19 protein-coding genes are annotated in these 20,895 nt (G+C 69.3%); 6 read left to right on the forward strand and 13 right to left on the reverse strand.

From position 1 onward, the window contains the following. Positions 1-12: 12 nt before the first annotated feature. Together aroE and mtgA are read left to right on the forward strand one after the other, a co-directional pair. Complete coding sequence (gene aroE / locus ASD34_RS08485; protein ID WP_056575655.1) at positions 13-870, forward strand: shikimate dehydrogenase; 858 nt, start codon at positions 13-15, stop codon at positions 868-870. Further along, positions 867-1,610: a monofunctional biosynthetic peptidoglycan transglycosylase gene (mtgA, locus tag ASD34_RS08490; RefSeq protein WP_056575658.1), complete on the forward strand. Its 744-nt coding sequence runs from the start codon at positions 867-869 to the stop codon at positions 1,608-1,610. Before aroE ends, mtgA begins: the two co-directional genes overlap by 4 nt. Here the strand turns inward: mtgA and ASD34_RS08495 are convergent. Next, positions 1,555-1,992, reverse strand: a complete 438-nt coding sequence (locus tag ASD34_RS08495) for a DUF2809 domain-containing protein (RefSeq protein ID WP_056576187.1) — start codon at positions 1,990-1,992, stop codon at positions 1,555-1,557. The genes mtgA and ASD34_RS08495 overlap by 56 nt on opposite strands. Positions 1,993-2,001: 9 nt before the next feature. Between ASD34_RS08495 and ASD34_RS08500 the strand changes: the two genes are divergently transcribed. Continuing rightward, positions 2,002-2,841, forward strand: a complete 840-nt coding sequence (locus ASD34_RS08500; RefSeq protein ID WP_056575661.1) for a lysophospholipid acyltransferase family protein — start codon at positions 2,002-2,004, stop codon at positions 2,839-2,841. Between the two features lie 4 nt (positions 2,842-2,845). Then, a complete protein-coding gene (locus ASD34_RS08505) occupies positions 2,846-3,835 on the forward strand; it encodes a phosphatidate cytidylyltransferase (protein WP_056575664.1) in 990 nt (329 codons plus the stop codon). A 20-nt stretch (positions 3,836-3,855) separates the two neighbouring features. Here ASD34_RS08505 and ASD34_RS08510 read toward each other — a convergent pair whose 3' ends face one another. Next, positions 3,856-5,937: a hypothetical protein gene (locus ASD34_RS08510; protein ID WP_056575667.1), complete on the reverse strand. Its 2,082-nt coding sequence runs from the start codon at positions 5,935-5,937 to the stop codon at positions 3,856-3,858. Between the two features lie 149 nt (positions 5,938-6,086). On the opposite strand from ASD34_RS08510, the gene ruvC reads away from it, so the two are divergent. Further along, on the forward strand, positions 6,087-6,635 hold the full coding sequence (gene ruvC / locus ASD34_RS08515; protein WP_056575671.1) for a crossover junction endodeoxyribonuclease RuvC: 549 nt from the start codon (positions 6,087-6,089) through the stop codon (positions 6,633-6,635). Between the two features lie 4 nt (positions 6,636-6,639). Here the strand turns inward: ruvC and glyA are convergent, their stop codons facing one another. Continuing rightward, the gene (gene glyA, locus ASD34_RS08520; RefSeq protein ID WP_056575674.1) at positions 6,640-7,962 is read right to left on the reverse strand and encodes a serine hydroxymethyltransferase; all 1,323 of its coding nucleotides are present in this window, start codon (positions 7,960-7,962) and stop codon (positions 6,640-6,642) included. Positions 7,963-8,068: 106 nt separating this feature from the next. On the opposite strand from glyA, the gene ASD34_RS08525 reads away from it, so the two are divergent. Beyond that, complete coding sequence (locus ASD34_RS08525) at positions 8,069-9,016, forward strand: LysR family transcriptional regulator (protein WP_056575677.1); 948 nt, start codon at positions 8,069-8,071, stop codon at positions 9,014-9,016. A gap of 10 nt (positions 9,017-9,026) precedes the next feature. Here ASD34_RS08525 and ASD34_RS27875 read toward each other — a convergent pair whose 3' ends face one another. The 10 genes from ASD34_RS27875 to murD form a co-directional block, all read right to left on the reverse strand. Continuing rightward, positions 9,027-9,203 carry a hypothetical protein gene (locus ASD34_RS27875; RefSeq protein WP_192194973.1) on the reverse strand — a complete coding sequence of 59 codons (177 nt, stop codon included), beginning with the start codon at positions 9,201-9,203 and terminating at the stop codon, positions 9,027-9,029. A 25-nt stretch (positions 9,204-9,228) separates the two neighbouring features. Further along, entirely contained in the window at positions 9,229-10,152 is a 924-nt protein-coding gene (gene lpxC, locus ASD34_RS08530) for a UDP-3-O-acyl-N-acetylglucosamine deacetylase (RefSeq protein WP_056575680.1), read from the reverse strand. A 332-nt stretch (positions 10,153-10,484) separates the two neighbouring features. After that, complete coding sequence (ftsZ, locus tag ASD34_RS08535) at positions 10,485-11,696, reverse strand: cell division protein FtsZ (protein WP_056575683.1); 1,212 nt, start codon at positions 11,694-11,696, stop codon at positions 10,485-10,487. 170 nt (positions 11,697-11,866) lie between these two features. Further along, positions 11,867-13,096 (reverse strand): cell division protein FtsA, encoded by a 1,230-nt coding sequence (gene ftsA, locus ASD34_RS08540; protein ID WP_056575685.1) that lies wholly within the window; start codon positions 13,094-13,096, stop codon positions 11,867-11,869. A gap of 20 nt (positions 13,097-13,116) precedes the next feature. Next, positions 13,117-13,905 (reverse strand): cell division protein FtsQ/DivIB, encoded by a 789-nt coding sequence (locus tag ASD34_RS08545; protein WP_056575688.1) that lies wholly within the window; start codon positions 13,903-13,905, stop codon positions 13,117-13,119. Between the two features lie 3 nt (positions 13,906-13,908). Next, positions 13,909-14,880: a D-alanine--D-alanine ligase gene (locus ASD34_RS08550; protein WP_056575690.1), complete on the reverse strand. Its 972-nt coding sequence runs from the start codon at positions 14,878-14,880 to the stop codon at positions 13,909-13,911. Beyond that, positions 14,877-16,340 carry a UDP-N-acetylmuramate--L-alanine ligase gene (gene murC / locus ASD34_RS08555; RefSeq protein WP_056575693.1) on the reverse strand — a complete coding sequence of 488 codons (1,464 nt, stop codon included), beginning with the start codon at positions 16,338-16,340 and terminating at the stop codon, positions 14,877-14,879. The genes ASD34_RS08550 and murC overlap by 4 nt, the downstream gene beginning before the upstream one ends. After that, complete coding sequence (gene murG, locus ASD34_RS08560) at positions 16,337-17,398, reverse strand: undecaprenyldiphospho-muramoylpentapeptide beta-N-acetylglucosaminyltransferase (protein ID WP_056575696.1); 1,062 nt, start codon at positions 17,396-17,398, stop codon at positions 16,337-16,339. The genes murC and murG overlap by 4 nt, the downstream gene beginning before the upstream one ends. Then, the gene (gene ftsW, locus ASD34_RS08565; protein WP_056575698.1) at positions 17,395-18,690 is read right to left on the reverse strand and encodes a putative lipid II flippase FtsW; all 1,296 of its coding nucleotides are present in this window, start codon (positions 18,688-18,690) and stop codon (positions 17,395-17,397) included. Before ftsW ends, murG begins: the two co-directional genes overlap by 4 nt. Continuing rightward, positions 18,687-20,894, reverse strand: coding sequence for a UDP-N-acetylmuramoyl-L-alanine--D-glutamate ligase (gene murD, locus ASD34_RS08570; protein ID WP_082548554.1), 2,208 nt, complete (start codon positions 20,892-20,894; stop codon positions 18,687-18,689). Before murD ends, ftsW begins: the two co-directional genes overlap by 4 nt. Position 20,895: the final 1 nt, after the last annotated feature.

Genomic DNA, 20,895 nt, shown 5'->3' on the forward strand with positions numbered 1-20,895 from the left:
GGAGCACCGGCCATGGATCAGTACTGCGTCATGGGCAACCCCGTCGAGCACAGCCGCTCGCCCCGCATCCACGCGCGTTTTGCCGAACTCTGCGGCCAGCCCATGGCCTACGGCCGGCGCCTGGTGCCGATCGGCGCCTTCGCCGAAGGCCTCGCCGCCTTCCGCAGCGAGGCCTCCGCGCAGGGCGACACCGCGCGCGGCTGCAACGTCACCGTGCCCTTCAAGTTCGACGCGGCCGCGCTCGCGCAGCACACGAGCGAGCGCGCCATGCTGGCCCAGGCCGTGAACACGCTGCGCTTCGAGGCCGACGGCAGCATCCATGCCGACAACACCGACGGCATCGGCCTGGTCAACGACATCGTGCGCAATGCCGGTGTGCCACTGGCGGGTCGCTCGCTGCTGCTGATCGGCGCCGGTGGTGCCGCCGCGGGCGTGCTCGGCCCGCTGCTCGACGCGGGCGCCGCCCGGATCGTGGTGGCCAACCGCACGCTCGACAAGGCCATCGCGCTGGTGCAGCGCCACGCCGCGCTCGCGCTGCGCCACGGCGCCACGCTCGAGGCCTGGGCGCTCGACGACGTGCCGGGCGACTTCGACGTGGTGGTCAACGCCACCGCCTCCAGCCTCGCGGGCGACGCGGTGCCCGTGCGCGCGCAGGTGCTGCGCCCCGGCGCGCTGGCCGTCGACATGATGTACGGCCCCGCCGCCGCAGGCTTCATGGCCTGGGCCGAAGCGCACGGCGCGGTCGCGCGCGACGGCCTCGGCATGCTGGTGGAACAGGCCGCCGAAGCCTTCGCGTTCTGGCGCGGCGTGCGCCCGCCGTCGGCGCAGGTGCTGGCCGAGCTGCGCGCTTCGCTCGCCACCGGCGCATGAAGGGCCTGCTGCGCCTGGTCGCCTGCCTCGTGGTGGCGGGGCTGGCGCTCGAACTGTTCTTCGTGGTGCGCATCGCGGCCATGGCGGTCGTCGATCCGCAGAGCACGGCCTTCCAGCGCTCCGAAGCCTGGCGTGTCGCCCTCTCGCAGGGCCGCGACGGCGGATGGCGCCAGGACTGGGTGCCGTACACACAGATCAACGACTCCCTCAAGCGCGCCGTGATCGCCAGCGAAGACGCCGGCTTCGTCGACCACAACGGCGTGGAGTGGGAAGCCATCGAGCGTGCGCGCCAGCGCAACGCCCGCGCCGAACAGCTCGCCGCCAAGCGCATGGCGCGCGCGGCGGCACGCGGCAAGCCGGTGCAGCCGGCCCCGCTGCGCGGCGGCTCCACCATCACGCAGCAGCTCGCGAAGAACCTGCTGCTGTCGGGCGAACGCACCATGCTGCGCAAGGGCCAGGAACTGGTGCTCGCCACGCTGCTCGAGGTGCTGCTCGACAAGCGGCGCATCCTCGAGATCTACCTGAACAACGTCGAATGGGGCGAAGGCGTGTTCGGCGCCGAGGCCGCGGCGCAGTACTACTTCAGAAAGCCGGCCGCGCGCCTCAGCGCCTACGAATCGGCGCGCCTGGCGGTGATGCTGCCGAGCCCGAAGTTCTTCGAGCGGCGACCCAACTCGTCGTACATCAATGGGCGGGCATCGACGATCGTGGCGCGGATGCCGGCGGTCGACCTGCCCTGAGCCTGCGCACCGCGCCTTCCACCGCCAGCACGGCGACGAAGCCGATGGCGTAGGCCACCACGTCCCACCAGTCGGCGGTGGCACCGAGCACGATGCGCAGCGCGCGGTTCGGAATGTGCAGGTGCCATGTCGACGCAAGGAACTGCCCCAGCTCCACCAGCAGCCCCACGCCGAAGGCGGCCAGCGCAAGCGGCAGCACGCGCGCGGCGACGAAGGTCTTGAACACCACGTACACCCACGCCACGGCCAGCACGTCGCCGAAGAAACTTCGCACCCAGCCCCAGCGCGCGCCGACGGTGGCCAGCAGCACGAGCAACACAAAGAGGGCCACCGCCCACGCCAGGGAAAGAAGATCGAAACGCCATCGCATGGCCCGTATCATCGCCTCCATATGCTGGCAAAGCTCACAGGTTGGTTGCTGCTGGGAATCGTCCGATTGCTCACCGGCGCGCAGGCGCGCTGGTACGGGTGTCCGCCGAAAGCCGAGCAGCGCATCTACTTCGCGAACCACCAGAGCCACGCGGACCTCGTGATGATCTGGGCCGCGCTGCCTGAAGAACTGCGCAGCATCACGCGGCCGATCGCGGCGCGCGACTACTGGGCCAACACGCCGGTCAAGCGCTGGATCACGACGGAGGTGTTCAACGCGGTGTATGTGGAGCGGGCGGCCACGGGGGCTGCACCGGTTGCGCCGCCGCCGGAAGCACCGCCGCCCGTCGCGCCCATCGCTCCGGCCGAGCGCATCGAGCCGTCGATGGAGCCGTTGCTGCCGATCGAAACGATCACCGTGGCCGCGGCTCCGCAGGAGATTCAGGGGCAGCTCGATCTTCCCGCGCCCCCGCCACCGGTCGCACCGCCGCCGGCCATCGAACCCGAAGCGCCAGTCGCCGCGCCCGAGCCACCCGCTGCCGATCCACTCGCCCCGCTCATCGACGCGCTGCGCAGCGGCGACTCGATCATCATCTTCCCCGAAGGCACGCGCGGCCACACCGGCGAGCCGCAGAAATTCAAGTCGGGCCTGTATGCGCTGGCGACGATGTTCCCCGACGTGGTGCTCGTGCCGGCCTGGATCGACAACGTGCAGCGCGTGATGCCCAAGGGCGAGATCGTGCCCGTGCCCATCCTGTGCTCCGTCACCTTCGGCGCGCCGATCCGCGTCGAGGACGGCGAAGAGCGTCGGCCTTTCCTCGACCGCGCCCGCGCCGCGGTGATCGCCTTGCGCGACGTCTGAAGGTATGAACCAGTTCCTGCGCAACCTCAGCCCGACCCAGCAGGTCGCCGCCCTTTTCCTGATCGTCTTCGGCCTGCTCTTCATCGTGAGCACCACGGTCTTCTTCCTGAGCTTCAAGGAGCGGCGCAACCCGGTGCACGACGAATCGTGGCAGGCCGAGCTGGCGCATGTGCGCGCGCTGCTGGGCACCACCTGGTTCATGGTGGTCGTGTTCTGGATCGGGTGGGCGCTGGGCGAAACGGTGGCCACCGTGCTGTTCGCGCTGATCGCGTTCTTTGCGCTGCGCGAGTTCATCACGCTCTCGCCGACGCGGCGCGGCGACCACCGCAGCCTGATCCTCGCGTTCTTCGTGGTGCTGCCGATCCAGTTCTGGCTGGTGGCCACCGCGCGCTTCGACCTGTTCACGGTGTTCATCCCGGTCTACGTGTTCCTCGCCATTCCGGTGGCGAGCGCGCTGGCGAACGACCCCAGTCACTTTCTCGAGCGCAACGCCAAGCTGCAGTGGGGCATCATGGTCTGCGTCTACGGCATGAGCCACGTGCCTGCGCTGCTGCTGCTGACCTTCCCGGGCTACGAAGGCAAGAGCGCGTTCCTCGTGTTCTTCCTGGTGTTCGTGGTGCAGACCTCGGTGCTGGTGCAGCACCTGATCTCGCGGCGCATGCAGCGCACGCCGTTTGCGCCGAACGTGAGCCGCAGCTTCAACTGGACCAGCTGGGGCATCGGCATCGTGGTGGCCAGCCTGGTGGGCGCGCTGTTCTCGTTCATCACGCCGTTCAAGTTCGGGCAGGCGCTCGCGGTGTCGATCATTGCCTGCGTGGCGGGCTCGATGGGCCACCTCGTGATGAAAGCGCTCAAGCGCGACCGCGGCATTCCGAACTGGGGCCAGAAGGGCGTGGGCGTGACCGGCGCCAACGGGCTGCTCGACCGCGTCGATGCGCTGTGCTTCGCGGCGCCGATCTTCTTTCATTCGATCCGCTGGTACTTCAACGTCTGAAGCAATCCAGCGGCGGGCGATCAGGCCTTGCGTCGCACCACCCGGTCGAAGGCCTGCTTCGCGCGCCGACCCAGCGCCTTCGCCTTCAACGCCTGAAGCTCGCGCGTGAGCCGCGTGCGCTGCTCGGCCGACAGCGCGGTGCCGAAACGCCCGAGTGCCAGCTCCAGCGCCTCGCGCTGCGCCACCACGCGCCCCTGCCGGCCCTCGGCCTCGGCCAGCCATTCGCAGGCATTGGCGACGCGCCCGCGCAAGGCCGCGTCGCCCGACTCGCCGAAGCGCGCGATCAGCACGCGGTAGGTCTTGGCCTGACCCGGCAGGTCGTCCATCTTGTCGAAGGCCTTGCCCTTGTTGATCATCGACTTGGCGGCCCACAGCTGCAGGGCGCTGTCCCGCGCCATCGCCGTGCGCGCAATCACCTCGTCGTAGCTGGCCACGGCTTCGGCAAACCGGCCCGCACGGCGCAGCACGGCGCCCTTGCGAAACAACGCGCCGGCCACGCGCGCGCGCAGGTCGGGCAGCTCGGAATTGCCCCAGCGCGCGACGATCTCGTCGTGCACGCGCATCTCGTCCGCGGGCCGCGCGAGGCGGTCGAGCGCGGTGCTCTTGTATTGCAGGCACAGCGCCACCTGCGACTGCATCTCGGTGGACGCATCGGCGCCGTAGCGCGCGTCCATCGCGTCGGCGGCCTCGACAACTTCGGCGAACTGTTCGAGCGCCAGCAGGCAGAAGGTCTTGTGCGACAAGGCGCGCGCGCACTGGCGGCGCATCAGCGGGTGCGGCGAGGCGGCATATGCCGCGAGCACCTCGTCGAACAGCGCGATGGCCTCGCGCGATGCGCCCGCGTCGCCGAGCTTGCGGCCTTCGCGGACGGTGTCACACGCCGCATCGAAGAGTTCGGCCGGCAGCTCGCCGACCTCGAGGCCGCCGGTCTTGCGCAGCCGCTTCAGGCAGGCCTCGCGCCCAGCCATCGCCTTCACGCGCAGCTCGCGCATTTCGGGCGTGGCGCCGTCGCGCGACACCGCGACGAGCGGCTCGTACACCGCGAGCGCGGCCTCGGGCCGCCCCAGCAGGTCGAGCAGCACGAAACCTTTGTGCAGCAAGGTGGTGGCCACGGTGCGCTGCACCATGGCGTCGCCATCGCGCGCGAACGTGGCGAGCAGGCGCTCGCAGGCGGCCAGCGCGGCCTCGCCGTCGCCCTGGTCGCGCAGCCCCACGGCCCAGTCGTGGGCGCGCACGGCCGCGAGGCGACGCACCTGTGCCGAGGCGTCGTGGCCGTAGCGGTCGAGCAGCCAGCCGACCAGCTCGGCGCGGCGCGCCACCTCGTCGAGCCCGAGGCCGTCGAAGAACAGGGCCAGCGCGCGCACGCCTTCCAGCCGCAGCTCGGGCGCGGCATCGGCCAGGCCGGCCTCGATCGGGTCGGCCACCTGGAGGCACAGCACCTGCGCCTGCGTGTGCTGCGCCAGCTCGCGCAGGTTGAGCACCGCAGCCAGCCGGGCCCGCGCCACGCGCAGGACCACGCCGGGATCGGTGGCGCCCTCGAAACGTTCGATGGCTGCGTCGAGCGTGGCCAATGCGTCTTGCGGCAAACCGCGGTGGTGTTCGATCTCGGCCTTCAGCAGGCGCGCGTCGAGGCGCCATGCATCGAGCGCGGCGTCGGCCTGTGCATCGAGCTGTTCGCTCATGAAATCGCAGGCTTCGCAACGCGCCGCGGCATCGTCGATGAGCCAGGCGCGCTGGTAGAGCGCGTGGGCGATGTGCGTGCGGATCTCGGGCTCGCTGCGCTGGCCGTGCGCGGCGACCAAGCGGTCGAGGGTGGCCAACGCATCGGCCGGGCGATGCAATTGGCGCAGCACGTGTGCGAGCAGGCGCAGCGCCTGGCAGCAGGGCACGACCACGGCAGCGTCGGGCAGCGCACCGAACTCGGCGATCAACTGGCTGCAGGCGGCGATCGCCTCGCGGCGGCGGCCGAGGTCGCTCAACAACTCCGCCTGGCGAAAGCTCGCAGCGGCGCGTTCGGCGGGATGCTGCAGGCGCGCGAGCAGCGACCGGGCGTCGTTCAGTTGCTTGAGTTGCTGCTGTGCGGAGGACTCGACTACATTCACCTTCGCTTCCTTGTGTGGCGCGCCCCACGCGAAGCGAGGCGGAATGCAAGAAACGGCGGATTCTGCCCGTGAACGCCCACGCATCCCGCACGAATTCGCCGCTTCTTCGACCTTTCTCACCCAGGCTTAGGCCTTTACGCTTCCTTTTCATGCGGATTCTCGGCATCGACCCCGGTTTGCAGACCACCGGCTTCGGCGTGGTCGATGCGGACGGCCATGCGCTGCGCTACGTGGCCAGCGGCACCATCAGCACCCGGCACCTGGGCACCGGCAACCTGCCCGCGCGCCTGAAGGTGCTGTTCGATGGCATCGGCGAGATCACGGCGCGCTACCAGCCCGATGCGTCGGCGGTCGAGATCATCTTCGTCAATGTCAACCCGCAATCGACGCTGCTGCTGGGCCAGGCGCGCGGTGCGTGCGTGACGGCCCTGGTGAGCTGCAACCTCTCGGTGGCCGAGTACACGGCGCTGCAGATGAAGAAGGCCGTGGCGGGCCACGGCCAGGCCGCCAAGGCGCAGGTGCAGGAGATGGTGAAGCGCCTGCTCGACCTGCCCGGCCTGCCGGGCGCCGACGCGGCGGACGCATTGGGCATCGCCATCACGCACGCGCAGGTCGGCCGCTCGATGGCGCGGCTCGCGGAGGCGGCCGAGCTGTCGAAGACCCACGCCGGCACCTACCGGCAGGGGCGTTCGCGCTGAGGCTTCACCGCACGATGTAGCGCAGGTCGCCCAGGCGCCGGCGGCGTTCGCGCACCTCGGCGGCCACCGATACCGCCTCGCCTGCCAGTGCCCGCCCGATCCAGTCGGCCAGCTGCGGCATGTCTTCGGGCGTGAAGCCCAGCCGCACGATCTCGGGCACGCCCAGGCGCAGGCCGTTGATGTCGCCGTCGACCGGCGCGATCGGCAGGCCGATGCCGCACGCCAGCAGGCCGCCTTGGGCCAGCCGCTTCGCGGCACGCTGCCCACCGCCCCAGCGCGCGGCCTCGAGTGCGAACTGGTGCGACTGCGTGAAGCCGCGCGCCTTCGCGAACACCGGCAGGCCTTCGGCATCGAGCGCACGCGCCAGCGCCTGTGCGGTGTCGCGCATCGCCGCCGCATAGGCCGCGCCGTGCACCTTCCAGTCGAGCAGCCCACGGGCCAGCGCGGCCGTGCGCCCCGCATCCGAGTTGGCCGTGAGACCGGGGTAGGCGATGGCGTCGATGCGCTCCATCAGCGCCGCGTCGTTCGACACGATCAGCCCGCCGGGCGGGCCGCCCAGGCTCTTGTAAGTGCTCATGGTGATCGCGTGCGCGCCCTCTTCGAGTGGCTGCGGCCAGGCCTTGCCGGCCACCATGCCCGAGAGGTGCGCGGCATCGAAGAGCAGCTTCGCGCCCACGCTGTCGGCCACCTCGCGGATGGCCGGCACCGGGTGCGGGAACAGGTTCAGGCTGCCGCCGATGGTGATGAGCTTGGGCTTCACCTCGCGCGCGAGCTTGGCCAGCGCGAGCACGTCGACCGAGTAGCCGTCGGCATCGACCGGCGCCGGCACGGTCTTCAGGCCGTAGAGCCCGGCCGCGCCCGCCGCATGGTGCGTCACGTGGCCGCCGATGGCGGGCGGCGGCGCAATGATCGTGTCGCCGGGCTGGCAGGTCGCCATGAACACGTACAAGTTCGACAGCGCGCCCGAGCTCACGCGCACCTCGGCGAACCGCGCGCCGAACACCTCGGCCGCCAGCTCGGCGGCGACGACCTCGATGCGTTCGATGGCTTCCAGCCCCATCTCGTATTTGTCGCCCGGGTAGCCCAGCGACGGGCGCGAACCCAGCCCGCGCGACAGCAGCGCCTCGGCGGCAGGATTCATCACGTTGGTGGCCGGATTGAGGTTCAGTCCGTCGACGTCGTGGATGCGGTGGCTGTCGGCCACGAGGCGTTCGATCTCGGCGGCCACATCTGCCGCCTCGCGCGCGGCGGCATCGGCGGCAATGGCGAGCACGTGGTCCTCGCTGGCGGCGGGAACCCAGGAACGGCGGTGAAGGGCTGCGGGCATGCGGTGTCTCGCTGAGCGAAGGAATGACTGCATGGTCGCGTCCCACGCCCGCACCAGCAACACGGATAAACTGGGCCCGAGCCCTAGAAAAACTGGGCCTGCACCCATGTCCCTCGCCCCACCCCGCCCTCGCCTGCCGCCGCACACGGCCGTGCGCGCCTTCGAGGCCGCGGCGCGCCATGGCAGTTTCGCGCGGGCGGCTGAAGAGCTGTTCGTGACGCCCGCCGCCGTCGCGCAGCAGATCAAGGCGCTCGAGACCTGGGCCGGCGGTGCGTTGTTCGAGCGGCACAGCCAGGGCATCCGGCTCAGCGCGCACGGCCGGCGCGCACTTCCCGCGCTCAGTGCGGCGGTCGACCAGCTCGGCCTCGCGGTGCAGTCGCTGCGCCAGGAAACGCAGACCGCCGCGCGCCGCAGCACGCTGCAGGTGGCGGCCCTGCCGGCCATGGCACAACTGTGGCTGTCGCCGCGGCTCTCGCGGCTGAAGGCCGCGCTGCCCGGCGTGCAGGTGTCGGTGACCGCGCTGGAACAGCCGCCGAACTTCCGGCGTGAGCCCTTCGACCTCGGGCTGTTCTACGCGCGCAACGCCGAAGCCGCCGTCGGCGCGACGGGCATCCCGCTCGTACGCGACCGCCTCGTGCCCGTGTGCAGTCCGCGCGTGCAGTCTTCGCTGGCGAGCGGACGCTCGCGCCCGCTCGACGACCTTATCGACGTGCTCGCACGGTGCGGCGGCCTGCATGACACGGTGTGGCGCGACGACTGGTCACGCTGGCTGCAGGCCGTGCGCCCCCGCACCACCTCCACCGAAGCCGATGCACTGGCTGCCGGGCCCGATTTCTCGCTCTACAGCCTCGCGCTGCAGGCCGCGCTCGACGGCGAAGGGGTGCTGATGGGTCGCGAGCGGCTGGTGGCGCCGCTGCTCGAGAAAGGCCGGCTGCACGCACCCTGGGGGCGGCCGAAGGCGCTGGGAGACACGTTGATGCTGCTGGTGCCCGCGCACCGCAAGGGGCCGCTGCTCGCGCAGCAGGTTCAGGCTTTGCAGGCCCTGGTCGACTGAACGGCTGGCGCTACGCGACGCGCTCGGCGATCAGCACGGCGAAGAAGCCGAGCGCCGCAAGAATCGTCCACTTGAACACGACCCAGCCGAAGCGGCGGTACTTGACCTGCCCCGTGCCCGCGTAGAACGCGAAGGACACGCCCGCCACCAGCAGAAGCAGCAGGATGGCCCAGCGAAAGAGAAGCATCGGAAAGAAAAAGCGTACGCCGGGCTTACCAGGCCCGTGCCACTTCGCCGAAGCCGCGCGGCGCGCGCTTCTCGTCCTCGAAGGTCACGACCTCGTAGGCGTCGCTGTGCGAGAGCAGTTCGCGCAGCAGCTTGTTGTTGAGCGCATGGCCCGAACGGAACGCGGTGTACGCAGCCAGCAGCGGCTTGCCGATGATGTACAGGTCGCCCATGGCGTCGAGGATCTTGTGCTTCACGAACTCGTCGTCGTAGCGCAGGCCACCGGCATTGAGCACCTTGGTGTCGTCCATGACGATGGCGTTGTCCAGGCCGCCGCCGAGCGCCAGGCCCTTGCTGCGCATGTACTCGACTTCTTTCGTGAAGCCGAAGGTGCGCGCGCGCGCAATGTCGCGGCTGTACGAGTCGGTGCCCAGGTCGAACTCCACGCGCTGGCCGGTGGAGTTGACGACGCGGTGGTCGAAGTCGATCTCGAAGCTCAGCTTGAAGCCGTGGTACGGCTCCAGGCTCGCCCACTTCTCGTTGGCGCCCTCGCCTTCGCGCACCTCGACCTTGCGCAGCACGCGGATGAAGCGGCGCGGCGCCTTCTGCAGCTCGATGCCCGCGCTTTGCAGCAGGAACACGAAGGACGAAGCCGACCCGTCGAGGATCGGCACTTCGTCGGCCGTGATGTCGATGTAGAGGTTGTCGATGCCCAGGCCCGCGCAGGCGGACATGATGTGTTCGACCGTTTGCACCTTGGCGCCGCCCGTGGAAACGGTGGACGCCAGGCGCGTGTCGGTGACCGATTCGGCGGTCATGCGGATCTCGACCGGCTCGGGCAGGTCGACGCGGCGGAACACGATGCCCGTGTCGGCCGGGGCCGGTCGCAGGGTCAGCTCCACGCGCTGGCCGCTGTGAAGCCCCACGCCCACGGCGCGGCTGATCGACTTGAGGGTTCGTTGTTGCAGCACGCCCGAGATTTTAGGCGGGCGACGACCGTGACGCCCTATTCCCTTCGCTATGGCCGCGATAGACATGGACCAGTCAGACAAGAAAGAGCAAAGAAGCCGGGGAGCCCCCGGCGATGGACGCAAGGGGCACGAGGTGGACGCAGCGCCTAGAGCCGGGGGGCAGTCCCTTTCAGGTCTTCCCCGTCCCCTTGCGAACCCTCGTGCCCTCTGCGTTCGGTGACGTGTCACTTCGCGAAACACCGCGGAACCGGCTTTGCCGGGCCGCTGGTGTTGCCCCCGGTAGGGGGTTGNAGAAGCGACACGAAGTGCGCGTAGCCTGGGGGCGAGCCTATTTAGTCTGCCTGACGACGCAGGAATGCGGGAATCTCGAAGTCGTCCATGCCACCCGACGACAGCGCGTCGACCTTGGCGGCAGCCATCGTGCGGTTGGTGCGCCACACGCTGGGCACGGCCATGCCGTCGTAGTTCGGCTGGCTGCCCGAACCACCCGCGTGGCCCACGCCGCCGAGCGTCGGCACAGTGAACGGGATGTTGTCGGTGCCGGTGCGGATCACTTCGAGCGTCGGGGCCTGGCGGCGTGCGTCGGCACGCGACAGGCCCGTGGCCACCACCGTGACGCGCATCTGGTCGCCCAGGCTTTCGTCGTAGGCGGCGCCGTAGATCACGTGTGCGTCCGGCGAGGCGTAGGCGCGGATGGTGTTCATCGCGAGCTTCGACTCGTTCAGCTTCAGCGAACCCTTCGACGCCGTCACCAGCACCAGCACGCCCTTGGCGCCCGAGAGGTCGATGCCTTCGAGCAGCGGGCAGGCCACGGCCTGTTCGGCGGCGATGCGCGCGCGGTCGGGGCCTGCGGCCGCGGCCGTGCCCATCATGGCCTTGCCCGGTTCGCCCATCACGGTGCGCACGTCTTCGAAGTCGACGTTCACGCCGCCGTACTCGTTGATGATTTCCGAGATGCCGCCCACGGCATTCTTCAACACGTCGTTGGCGTGCGCGAAGGCTTCGTCCTGCGTGATGTCTTCACCGAGCACGTCGAGCAGCTTCTCGTTGAGCACCACGATCAGCGAGTCGACGTTGGCTTCGAGCTCGGCCAGGCCGGCGTCGGCGTTGGTCATGCGACGGCCGCCTTCCCAGTCGAAGGGCTTGGTCACCACGCCCACCGTCAGGATGCCCATTTCCTTGGCCACGCGCGCGATCACGGGAGCGGCGCCGGTGCCGGTGCCTCCGCCCATGCCGGCCGTGATGAACAGCATGTGCGCGCCGTCGATGGCGGCGCGGATGTCGTCCACCGCGGCTTCGGCCGCGTCACGGCCCTTCTCGGGCTTGCTGCCGGCGCCCAGGCCGCTGATGCCCAGCTGGATGTTCTTGTGCGCATTGCTGCGTTGCAGGGCCTGCGCATCGGTGTTGGCGCAAACGAACTGCACGCCTTGCACACCGCGCTCCATCATGTGGGCGACCGCATTGCCGCCGCCGCCGCCGACACCGATCACCTTGATCTGCGTGCCCTGGTTGAATTCTTCGACTTCGATCATTTCGATGGTCATTTCTAACTCCTTGAATATTGCAGTTGCCGTGATGTATCTATGAATATTTCTTCTGCCGTGACGTGATCAACGGGATCGCCGTCGCGATGGTGGACCGGTGCGTCGCCATCGCTCGTTGAAATGCAGCGGAGGGCCCGCGCGTGCGAGCCAGAGTGGGGAGTGGTTCATGGTCAGAAGTTCCCCACGATGAAGTCCTTGAAACGTCCGAACGCAGTCTTTACGGACCCGTTCTTCTGTGCGACCTTGAAACCACGCATGCGTGCAAAACGTGCCTCCTCGAGCAGGCCCATCACGGTGGCCGCGCGCGGCTGCGCCACCATGTCCGACAGCGCGCTCGAATACTTCGGAATGCCGCGGCGCACGGGCTTGAGGAAGATGTCTTCGCCCAGCTCGACCATGCCCGGCATGACGGCGCTGCCGCCCGTGAGCACCACGCCCGACGACAGCACTTCCTCGTAGCCCGACTCGCGCACCACCTGCTGCACCAGCGAGAAGATTTCTTCGATGCGCGGCTCGATCACGCCGGCAAGCGCCTGCTTGCTCAACATGCGCGGGCCGCGATCGCCAAGGCCGGGGACTTCGACCTGCGATTCGGGGTCGGCCAGCAACTGCTTGGCGTAGCCGTGCTCGACCTTGATGTCCTCCGCGTCCTTGGTGGGCGTGCGCAGGGCCATCGCGATGTCGCTCGTGATGAGGTCGCCCGCGATCGGGATCACGGCCGTGTGGCGGATCGCGCCATTGGTGAAGATCGCCACGTCGGTGGTGCCCGCGCCGATGTCGACCAGCACCACGCCCAGCTCGCGCTCGTCTTCGGTCAGCACCGCCTGGCTGGAGGCCAGCGGGTTGAGCATCAGCTGGTCGACCTCCAGGCCGCAGCGGCGCACGCACTTGATGATGTTCTCGGCCGCGCTCTGCGCGCCGGTCACGATGTGCACCTTGGCTTCCAGGCGCATGCCGCTCATGCCGATCGGCTCCTTCACGTCCTGGCCGTCGATCACGAACTCCTGCGGCTCCACCAGCAGCAGGCGCTGGTCGCTCGAGATGTTGATGGCGCGCGCCGTCTCGACCACGCGGGCCACGTCGGCGGGCGTGACTTCCTTGTCCTTCACCGCCACCATTCCGCTCGAATTGATGCCGCGGATGTGGCTGCCGGTGATGCCGGTGTAGACGCGGCTGATCTTGCAGTCGGCCATCAGCTCGGCTTCTTTCAGCGCCTGCTGGATGCTCTGCACGGTGGCGTCGATGTTCACCACGACGCCGCGCTTGAGGCCGTTGCTGGGCGCGATGCCCAGGCCGGCCAGCTTGAGCTCGCCGCCTTGCAGCACCTCGGCCACGACCACCATCACCTTGGCGGTTCCGATGTCCAGGCCTACGACCAGGTCTTTGTATTCTTTGGGCATGTAGATGTCCTCGGTATTCGCTACTTGATTTTTCTTGGGGCCTCGGGCGAGACCGTGGTGACGCCGCGCAGCCGCAGGGCATACGCGTCGTTGTGGCGCAGATCGGCGCGTTCGACGTCGGCCACCGTGCGGCGGTACTGGCCCGCGACCTGCGTCACGGTCTTCAGGAAACGCTGCAGGCGCGCCGACACCTCGTCGCTCTGGCCGCGGCCGAGTTCGAGTTCGGCGCCGTTGTCGAGCAGCACCTTCCAGCTGCCGCGGCTGGACAGCCGCAGCTCGGCGATGTCGAAGTCATAGGGCTCGAACATCGGCGCGAGCACGCGGTACATGCCCAGCACCTGCCCGGCCTGCTCGATCGGGCCGTCCAGCCGCGGCAGGTCACCGTCGACCTCGGCCACGTTGGCGTCGAACACATCGCCGAAGCCGTTGATCAGCTTGGAGCCGGCCTCCTCGCCCCACACCGCCACCGGCACCTGTTCGGTCAGCGTCACGCGCAGCTTGTTCGGGAATTCGCGCCGCACCACCGCGCTGCGCACCCACGGCACCGTCTCGAAGGCGGTGCGCGCACGCGCCAGGTCGATGGTGAAGAAGTTGCCCTTGAGCTGCGGCGCCACGTTCGCGCGCAGCGTGACCGCGTTGTTGTGCGTCACTTCGCCGTCCACCTTGATGCCCGAGATCGGGAAGAAAGGCTGGCGCAGCACCCACCATGCGCTCGCCGCCAGCAGCATGAGCGCCACCAGCACGAACGCAACGTTCGCGACGATGTTCATCAGCTTGACGTCGAAGGGAGCGGGGATGCTGTCGGCCATGGCTTAGTTCGCGCCTCCCCTGGCATCGAGCGCGGCCGAAGCCAGCACGCGCACGCACAGCTCTTCGTAGGGAATGCCCGCCGCGCGCGCCGACATCGGCACCAGCGAATGGCTGGTCATGCCGGGCGAGGTGTTCATCTCGAGCAGGAAGGGCTTGCGATCGCTGGCGCGGATCATCACGTCGGCGCGGCCCCAGCCGCGGCAGCCGAGCGTGTGGTACGCGGCCAGCGTGATGCGCTGGATCTCGCGTTCCTCCGCCTCGGGCAGGCCGCTCGGGCACTGGTACTTCACGTCGTCGGTGAAGTACTTGTTCTGATAGTCGTAAGCACCTTCGGGCGCGGCGATGCGCACCACCGGCAGCGCGCGCGCATCGAGGCCCTGGCCGAGCACGGCGCAGGTCACTTCCTCGCCCTCGATGAATTCTTCGCACAGCACGTCGGCATCGAACTTGGCCGACAACGCCACGGCATCCTGCATCTGCGAGTAGCCCTCGACCTTGGTCACGCCGATGGACGAGCCCTCGCGCGGCGGCTTCACGATCAGTGGCAGGCCGAGCACGTCGGGCACCACCATGATCTGCTCGCGGCTTTGCTGGTCGAAGGCCAGGCGCACGTACTTGGGCGTGGGCAGGCTGTCGGCCTGCCAGATGCGCTTGGTCATGACCTTGTCCATCGCCACGCTCGAGGCCATCACGCCCGAACCGGTGTAGGGAATGCCGAGCAGCTCGAGCGCGCCCTGCACGGTGCCGTCTTCGCCGTGGCGGCCATGCAGCGCGACGAAACAGCGCGCGAAGCCTTCGCGCCTCAGGTCGGTCAGCTCGCGCTCCGACGGGTCGAAGGCATGCGCGTCGACACCGCGCGAACGCAGGGCCTGCAGCACGCCGGCGCCGGACATCAGCGACACCTCGCGTTCCGCGGAACTGCCGCCGAACAGCACGGCCACCTTGCCGAACAGTTGTGGTTCCTGAAGGCTCACGCGGCCCTCCCCTTGCGCACAGCGCGCTCTGAAGTTGTTGATGAGGGTGCGGGCGGCATGCCGAGTTCGACCACCTTGCCCGGCACCGCGCCGATGGAGCCTGCGCCCATGCACAGCACCACGTCGCCCGCGCGGGCGTTGTCCAGGATCGTCTGCGGCAACGCGGCGATGTCGTCCACGAACACCGGCTCGACCTTGCCGGCCACGCGCAGCGCGCGCGCCAGCGACCGGCCATCGGCGGCCACGATGGGCGCTTCGCCCGCGGCATAGACCTCGCCCAGCAGCACCGCGTCGGCCGTGCCAATGACCTTCACGAAGTCTTCGAAGCAGTCGCGCGTGCGGGTGTAGCGGTGCGGCTGGAAGGCCAGCACCAGCCGGCGGCCCGGGAAGGCCCCGCGCGCGGCGGAAATGGTGGCCGCCATCTCGACGGGGTGGTGGCCGTAGTCGTCGATGACGGTGAAGCGGCCGCCGGCCGTGTCGTTCGGCACGGCCACGTCGCCGTAGCTCTGGAAGCGGCGCCCCACGCCCTTGAAGCCTGCGAGGCCGCGCTGCACGGCCTCGTCTGGAATGCCGAGCTCGACCGCCACGGCGATCACCGACAGCGCGTTGCGCACGTTGTGCTCGCCCGGCAGGTTCAGCACGATGGGCAGGTCGGGCAGCGTCACGCCGTTGCGGCGCTGCGCGGTGAAATGCATCTGGCCGCCGACGGCGCGCACGTCGATGGCGCGCACCTGGGCGTCTTCGCCGAAGCCGTAGCTGGTGACCGGGCAGGTCACGTCGGCCACGATCTCGCGCACCGCCGGATCGTCGGTGCACAGGATGGCCACGCCGTAGAACGGCATGCGGTGCAGGAAATCGACGAAGGCTTTCTTCAGCTTCGCGAAGTCGTGCCCGTAGGTTTCCATGTGGTCGGCGTCGATGTTCGTGACCACCGCCATCACCGGCAGCAGGTTCAGGAACGAGGCATCCGACTCGTCGGCCTCGACCACGATGTAGTCGCCGCTGCCCAATTGCGCATTGGCGCCCGCGCTGTTCAGGCGCCCGCCGATCACGAAGGTCGGATCGAGCCCCGCGGCTTCGAGCACGCTCGCCACCAGGCTGGTGGTCGTGGTCTTGCCGTGCGTGCCGGCGATGGCGATGCCCTGCTTCAGGCGCATCAGCTCTGCGAGCATCAGCGCGCGCGGCACGACCGGGATGCGCTTCTCGCGCGCGGCCAGCACCTCGGGGTTGTCCGACTGCACGGCGGTGGACGTGACGACCGCATCGGCTCCGTCGATGTGCGCCGCGGCGTGGCCCACGAAGGTGCCGATGCCCAGGCCCGCGAGGCGGCGCAGCGTGGCGCTGTCCGACAGATCGGAGCCGGTGATCCTGTAGCCCAGGTTCAGCAGCACCTCGGCAATGCCGCTCATGCCCGAGCCACCGACGCCGACGAAGTGGATGTGACGGATCGCGTGCTTCATTTCGCAAGCTCCTCGCAGGCGCGGACGACCGCGTCCACTGCCTCGGTCTTCTGCAGGGTCTTGGCCTTGGTGGCCTTGTCGATCAGCGCGGTGCGCTCGGTTTTCTGTAGCAAATCAGCCAGCAATTCAGGAGTGAGGTCGGTCTGTTGCACCAGCCAGCCGCCGCCCGCGTCCACGAGGAAGCGCGCGTTGGTGGTCTGGTGGTCGTCGACCGCCGAGGGGAAAGGCACGAAGAGCGCTGCTGCGCCGACGGCCGCGATTTCGGTGACGGTGCTGGCGCCGGCGCGCGCCACGATGAGGTCGGCTTCGGCGTACGCCTGCGCGGTGTCGTCGATGAAGGGCGTGAGTTCGCCGTCGACGCCGGCTGCCGCGTAGTTGGCGCGCAACTCGTCGATCTGCTTGGCGCCGCTCTGGTGCAGCACCTGCGGGCGGGCGTTCGGTGCGATGCGCGCCAGCGCTTTCGGCACCACGGCATTCAGTGCCTTTGCGCCGAGGCTACCGCCCACGACGAGCAGCTTCAGCGGACCACTGCGGCCCGCGAAGCGTTCGGCCGGCGCAGGTTGCGAAGTGAACGCGGCGCGCAGCGGATTGCCCACCCACTGCGCCTTCTTCAGCACGTTCGGGAAAGCCGTGAACACACGGTCGGCCACACCGGCCAGCACCTTGTTGGCGAGGCCCGCGACCGAGTTCTGCTCGTGCAGCACGAGTGGCTTGTTGAGCAGTACGCCCATCATTCCGCCAGGAAAAGTGATGTAGCCGCCCAGGCCCACCAGCACGTCGGGCTTGACCCGACGCACCACGCGAAAGCTCTGCCAGAAGGCACGCAACAGCTTCAACGGCAGCAGGAACAGCGTGAGCGGGCCCTTGCCGCGTACGCCGCCGAACTGCACCGGCTCGAAGGCGAAGCCGCGCGGGGGCACGAGTTTTTCTTCCATGCTGCCGGGCGCGCCCAGCCAGTGCACGCGCCAGCCGCGCTCGCGCAGGGCCTCGGCCACGGCCAGGCCCGGGAAGATGTGGCCACCCGTGCCGCCTGCCATGACCAGCGCAGTGCGCGTCATACGCGGCCTCCCCGCATCAGCACACGGTTCTCATAGTCGATGCGCAGCACGACGGCGAGCGCCACGAGGTTCATCAGGATCGCCGAGCCGCCGAAGCTCATCAGCGGCAAGGTCAGGCCCTTGGTCGGCAGCGCGCCGAGGTTCACGCCCATGTTGATGAAGGCCTGGAAGCCCATCCACACGCCCACGCCCTGCGCCACGAGGCCCGAGAACACGCGGTCGAGTGCGATCGCCTGACGGCCGATGTGCATGATGCGGCGCGTGAGCCAGAGGAACATGCCGATGATCAGCAGCACGCCGATGAGGCCGAACTCTTCGCCGATCACCGCGAGCAAAAAGTCGGTGTGCGCCTCGGGCAGCCAGTGCAGCTTCTCGACGCTGCCGCCCAGGCCCACGCCAAAAATTTCGCCGCGCCCGATGGCGATCAGCGAGTGCGACAGCTGGTAACCCTTGCCCAGCGCGTGCTCTTCACTCCACGGGTCGAGGTACGCAAAGATGCGCTCGCGGCGCCACGGGCTGCTCGCCACGATGGAGCCGAAGGCCACCACCACCAGCGTCGCGATCACGAAGAACATGCGGGCGTTCACGCCGCCCAGGAACAGGATGCCCATGGCAATCACGGCGATCACCATGAAGGCGCCCATGTCAGGCTCGGCCATCACCAGCATGCCGACCACCACCACGGCGATGCCCATGGGCAGCACGGCGCGGAAGAAGCGTTCCTTGATCTCCATCTTGCGCACCATGTAGCTGGCGGCGTAGAGCACCATCGCGAACTTGGCCAGCTCCGACGGCTGGAAACGCATGAAGCCCATCGGCAGCCAGCGGCGCGCGCCGTTCACGTTGATGCCGATGTGCGGAATGAGCACCGCCACCAGCAGCAACAACGACGCCACGAAGAGCCAGGGTGCCGCGCGCTCCCAGGTCTTCATCGGAATCTGGAAGGTCAGCAGCGCGGCGATGAAAGCGATGACCAACGAGGCCGCGTGCCGCGTGAGGAAGAACGACGGACCGTAGCCGGCGCGTGCGAAGCGCGGGTTGTCGGGCAGCGCGATCGAGGCCGAATACACCATGATCAGGCCCCAGGTCAGCAGCGCGACCGTGACCCAGACCAACGCCTGGTCGAAGCCCAGCACGCGCATCGGCGTGGCCTTGGTCTGCGCAATGCCGGCGCCGCCCAGCCGCACGGGCAGGTGCACGGGCAGCGAATCCATGCCGCTGCGGGCGCGCCGGAACCAGCCGCCGAAACGGCTGCCGGTGCTGGTTTCCTGGCCTGCGGCTGCGGAGTTCAAATCGGATCCTCCATCGATCCAGCGGTGGACAGCGAGGCTTGCGGGGCGTACGACACCACCGCGTCGTCGCCACCCACGGCCTCGCGCGGGCTGTCGGCATAAGCCTCCACGGCCTCGCAGAACACCTCGGCGCGGTGCGCATAGTCCTTGAACATGTCGAAGCTCGCACAGGCCGGTGACAGCAGCACGGCATCGCCGGGGTGGGCGCGCGCGGCGGCGAGCTTCACGGCCTCTTCCATCGAGCCCGCGTGCTTCAGCGAGACACCCGTGGAAGCCAGTGCGGCCTCGATCAGCGGGGCGTCGCGGCCGATGAGCACGACGGCGCGCGCGTACTGGCGCACGGGGTCGGCCAGCGGCTCGAAGTCCTGGCCCTTGCCTTCGCCGCCGAGGATCACGACCACGCGGCGCTCCTCGCCGAGACCGCTCAGTGCGGCCACGGTGGCGCCGACGTTGGTGCCCTTGCTGTCGTCGAAGAACTCGACCTCGTCCACGATGGCGATGGGCTCGACGCGGTGGGGCTCGCCGCGGTACTCGCGCAAGCCGTAGAGCATCGGGCCCAGCGGGCAGTCGGCGGCACTGGCGAGCGCGAGCGCGGCCAGCGCGTTCATGGCGTTGTGACGGCCGCGGATGCGCAGCGCGTCGGCGGGCATGAGCCGCTGGAAGAAGAGCTCTTCTTCCACCACCGCGCCGCGCTTGCGCTTCTGCGTCTCATCGGCTTCCAGCGCGCGCACCAGCCAGGCCACGCCGTTGATGCGCTCGATGCCGTAGTCGCCCGGGCGCAGCGGCATCGCGCCGCCGAAGGTGACGTGGGTGCGGATCTGCGGACGCTGCAGCTTCACGCGAACGGGCGGTGGCAGCATGGCCATCACGCCGGCGTCGTCGCGGTTCAGGATCATCAGGCCCTTGGCGCCGAAAATGCGCGCCTTCGCTGCCGCGTAGGCCGGCATGTCGCCATGCCAGTCGAGGTGATCCTGCGTGAGGTTGAGCACGGTCGCGGCCGTGGGCTCGAAACCCTGCACGCCATCGAGCTGGAAGCTCGAGAGTTCGAGCACCCACACATCGGGCAGGGTGTCGGCGTCGATGTGGGCGGCCAGCGTGTCGAGCAGCGTGGGGCCGATGTTGCCGGCCACGGCCACGGTCTTGCCCGCGCGCTCGACCAGCTGGCCGGTGAGCGAGGTGACGGTGGTCTTGCCGTTGGTGCCGGTGACCGCGAGCACGGCAGGCGTGTAGCCCTTGGGTGCTTCGGGTTCCGGCTCGGGCACGAGCACCATCTGAGGCGCGGCCTCTTCCTCGACCGCGGCCGACGCCGGGTTGGTGGCGGACAGTTCGGCAATCGTGGCGACGAACGCAGCAGCCTCGCGTGCCGCGGTGGGCACGTAGGGCTTGCCGGGGGGCGGGAGCCGGGAGAGGCTGGCAGCGGACGCGGGTTCGGGCGATGCGTCGGATGCGTCCTCAGCGGGCGGCGCCACCGGCACGCTCAGCGACGCGTCGCGCGGCATGGCTTCGGCCATGGCGAGCGGTGTGGCTTCACCAGCTTCGGTCAGTTCGGCGGGCGCAGTGGATTCGGTTTGTGGGTCAGCCGTGTCGACGGGCTGCGCCGTGTCGGCAGCTGGCTCGGAGTCCACGGCGTGCGCAGGCGCAGCAGCTTGCGTCGCTTCACCGGTTTCAGCAGGGGCGGCGGTTTCGGCTTCGACTTCGGCATCCGCCGCCGTCTCGGGCTCGGTCACTTCCGGCACATCGATGGCCGCGGGCGCTTCGTCCAGGGCCAACTCGGCCTGGGCCGGCGTTTCAGCGACAGGCTCGACCACGGTGGTTTCGACCGGCGCTTCAGCCTCGGCCTCCACCACCGGCACCTCGACCGTGCGCAGGTCGAGCAGCGCGCGCGCGAACAGGTCCAACTCGCCGCCGACCACGAGGCCCACGGCCTTGGCGGCATCGACGACCGGCGCCAGCGTCGCGGGCGACAGGCCCGGCGAGCGGTAGACGGCACGGATCGGCGTGCCTTCGACCAGCGCGGCCGTGAACGGCCCGCCGATGAAGGTGGTGTCGGGCAGCTCGGCCTGCAGCGTCGCGAGCGACGCGGGCGCCTCGCGTGTGTCGGCCACGGTCACGGCTGCGCCGTGGCGCACGCACCAACGCGCCATCGCCAGCCCGGACGCGCCGAGGCCGAGGATGAGGACGGGGAGGTCTTTCAGGTGCCGCATG

Origin of the sequence: Variovorax sp. Root473, assembly GCF_001426505.1 — a bacterium.
Lineage (GTDB): Bacteria > Pseudomonadota > Gammaproteobacteria > Burkholderiales > Burkholderiaceae_C > Variovorax.

What these genes read in the sequence shown, in the direction of transcription:
- aroE (WP_056575655.1), top strand. Translation starts at nt 13, where the DNA reads ATGGATCAGTACTGCGTCATGGGCAACCCCGTCGAGCACAGCCGCTCG.
- mtgA (WP_056575658.1), top strand. Translation starts at nt 867, where the DNA reads ATGAAGGGCCTGCTGCGCCTGGTCGCCTGCCTCGTGGTGGCGGGGCTG.
- ASD34_RS08495 (WP_056576187.1), bottom strand. Translation starts at nt 1,992, where the DNA reads ATGATACGGGCCATGCGATGGCGTTTCGATCTTCTTTCCCTGGCGTGG.
- ASD34_RS08500 (WP_056575661.1), top strand. Translation starts at nt 2,002, where the DNA reads ATGCTGGCAAAGCTCACAGGTTGGTTGCTGCTGGGAATCGTCCGATTG.
- ASD34_RS08505 (WP_056575664.1), top strand. Translation starts at nt 2,846, where the DNA reads ATGAACCAGTTCCTGCGCAACCTCAGCCCGACCCAGCAGGTCGCCGCC.
- ruvC (WP_056575671.1), top strand. Translation starts at nt 6,087, where the DNA reads ATGCGGATTCTCGGCATCGACCCCGGTTTGCAGACCACCGGCTTCGGC.
- glyA (WP_056575674.1), bottom strand. Translation starts at nt 7,962, where the DNA reads ATGCCCGCAGCCCTTCACCGCCGTTCCTGGGTTCCCGCCGCCAGCGAG.
- ASD34_RS08525 (WP_056575677.1), top strand. Translation starts at nt 8,069, where the DNA reads ATGTCCCTCGCCCCACCCCGCCCTCGCCTGCCGCCGCACACGGCCGTG.
- ASD34_RS27875 (WP_192194973.1), bottom strand. Translation starts at nt 9,203, where the DNA reads ATGCTTCTCTTTCGCTGGGCCATCCTGCTGCTTCTGCTGGTGGCGGGC.
- ftsZ (WP_056575683.1), bottom strand. Translation starts at nt 11,696, where the DNA reads ATGACCATCGAAATGATCGAAGTCGAAGAATTCAACCAGGGCACGCAG.
- ftsA (WP_056575685.1), bottom strand. Translation starts at nt 13,096, where the DNA reads ATGCCCAAAGAATACAAAGACCTGGTCGTAGGCCTGGACATCGGAACC.
- ASD34_RS08545 (WP_056575688.1), bottom strand. Translation starts at nt 13,905, where the DNA reads ATGGCCGACAGCATCCCCGCTCCCTTCGACGTCAAGCTGATGAACATC.
- murC (WP_056575693.1), bottom strand. Translation starts at nt 16,340, where the DNA reads ATGAAGCACGCGATCCGTCACATCCACTTCGTCGGCGTCGGTGGCTCG.
- murG (WP_056575696.1), bottom strand. Translation starts at nt 17,398, where the DNA reads ATGACGCGCACTGCGCTGGTCATGGCAGGCGGCACGGGTGGCCACATC.
- murD (WP_082548554.1), bottom strand. Translation starts at nt 20,894, where the DNA reads ATGCGGCACCTGAAAGACCTCCCCGTCCTCATCCTCGGCCTCGGCGCG.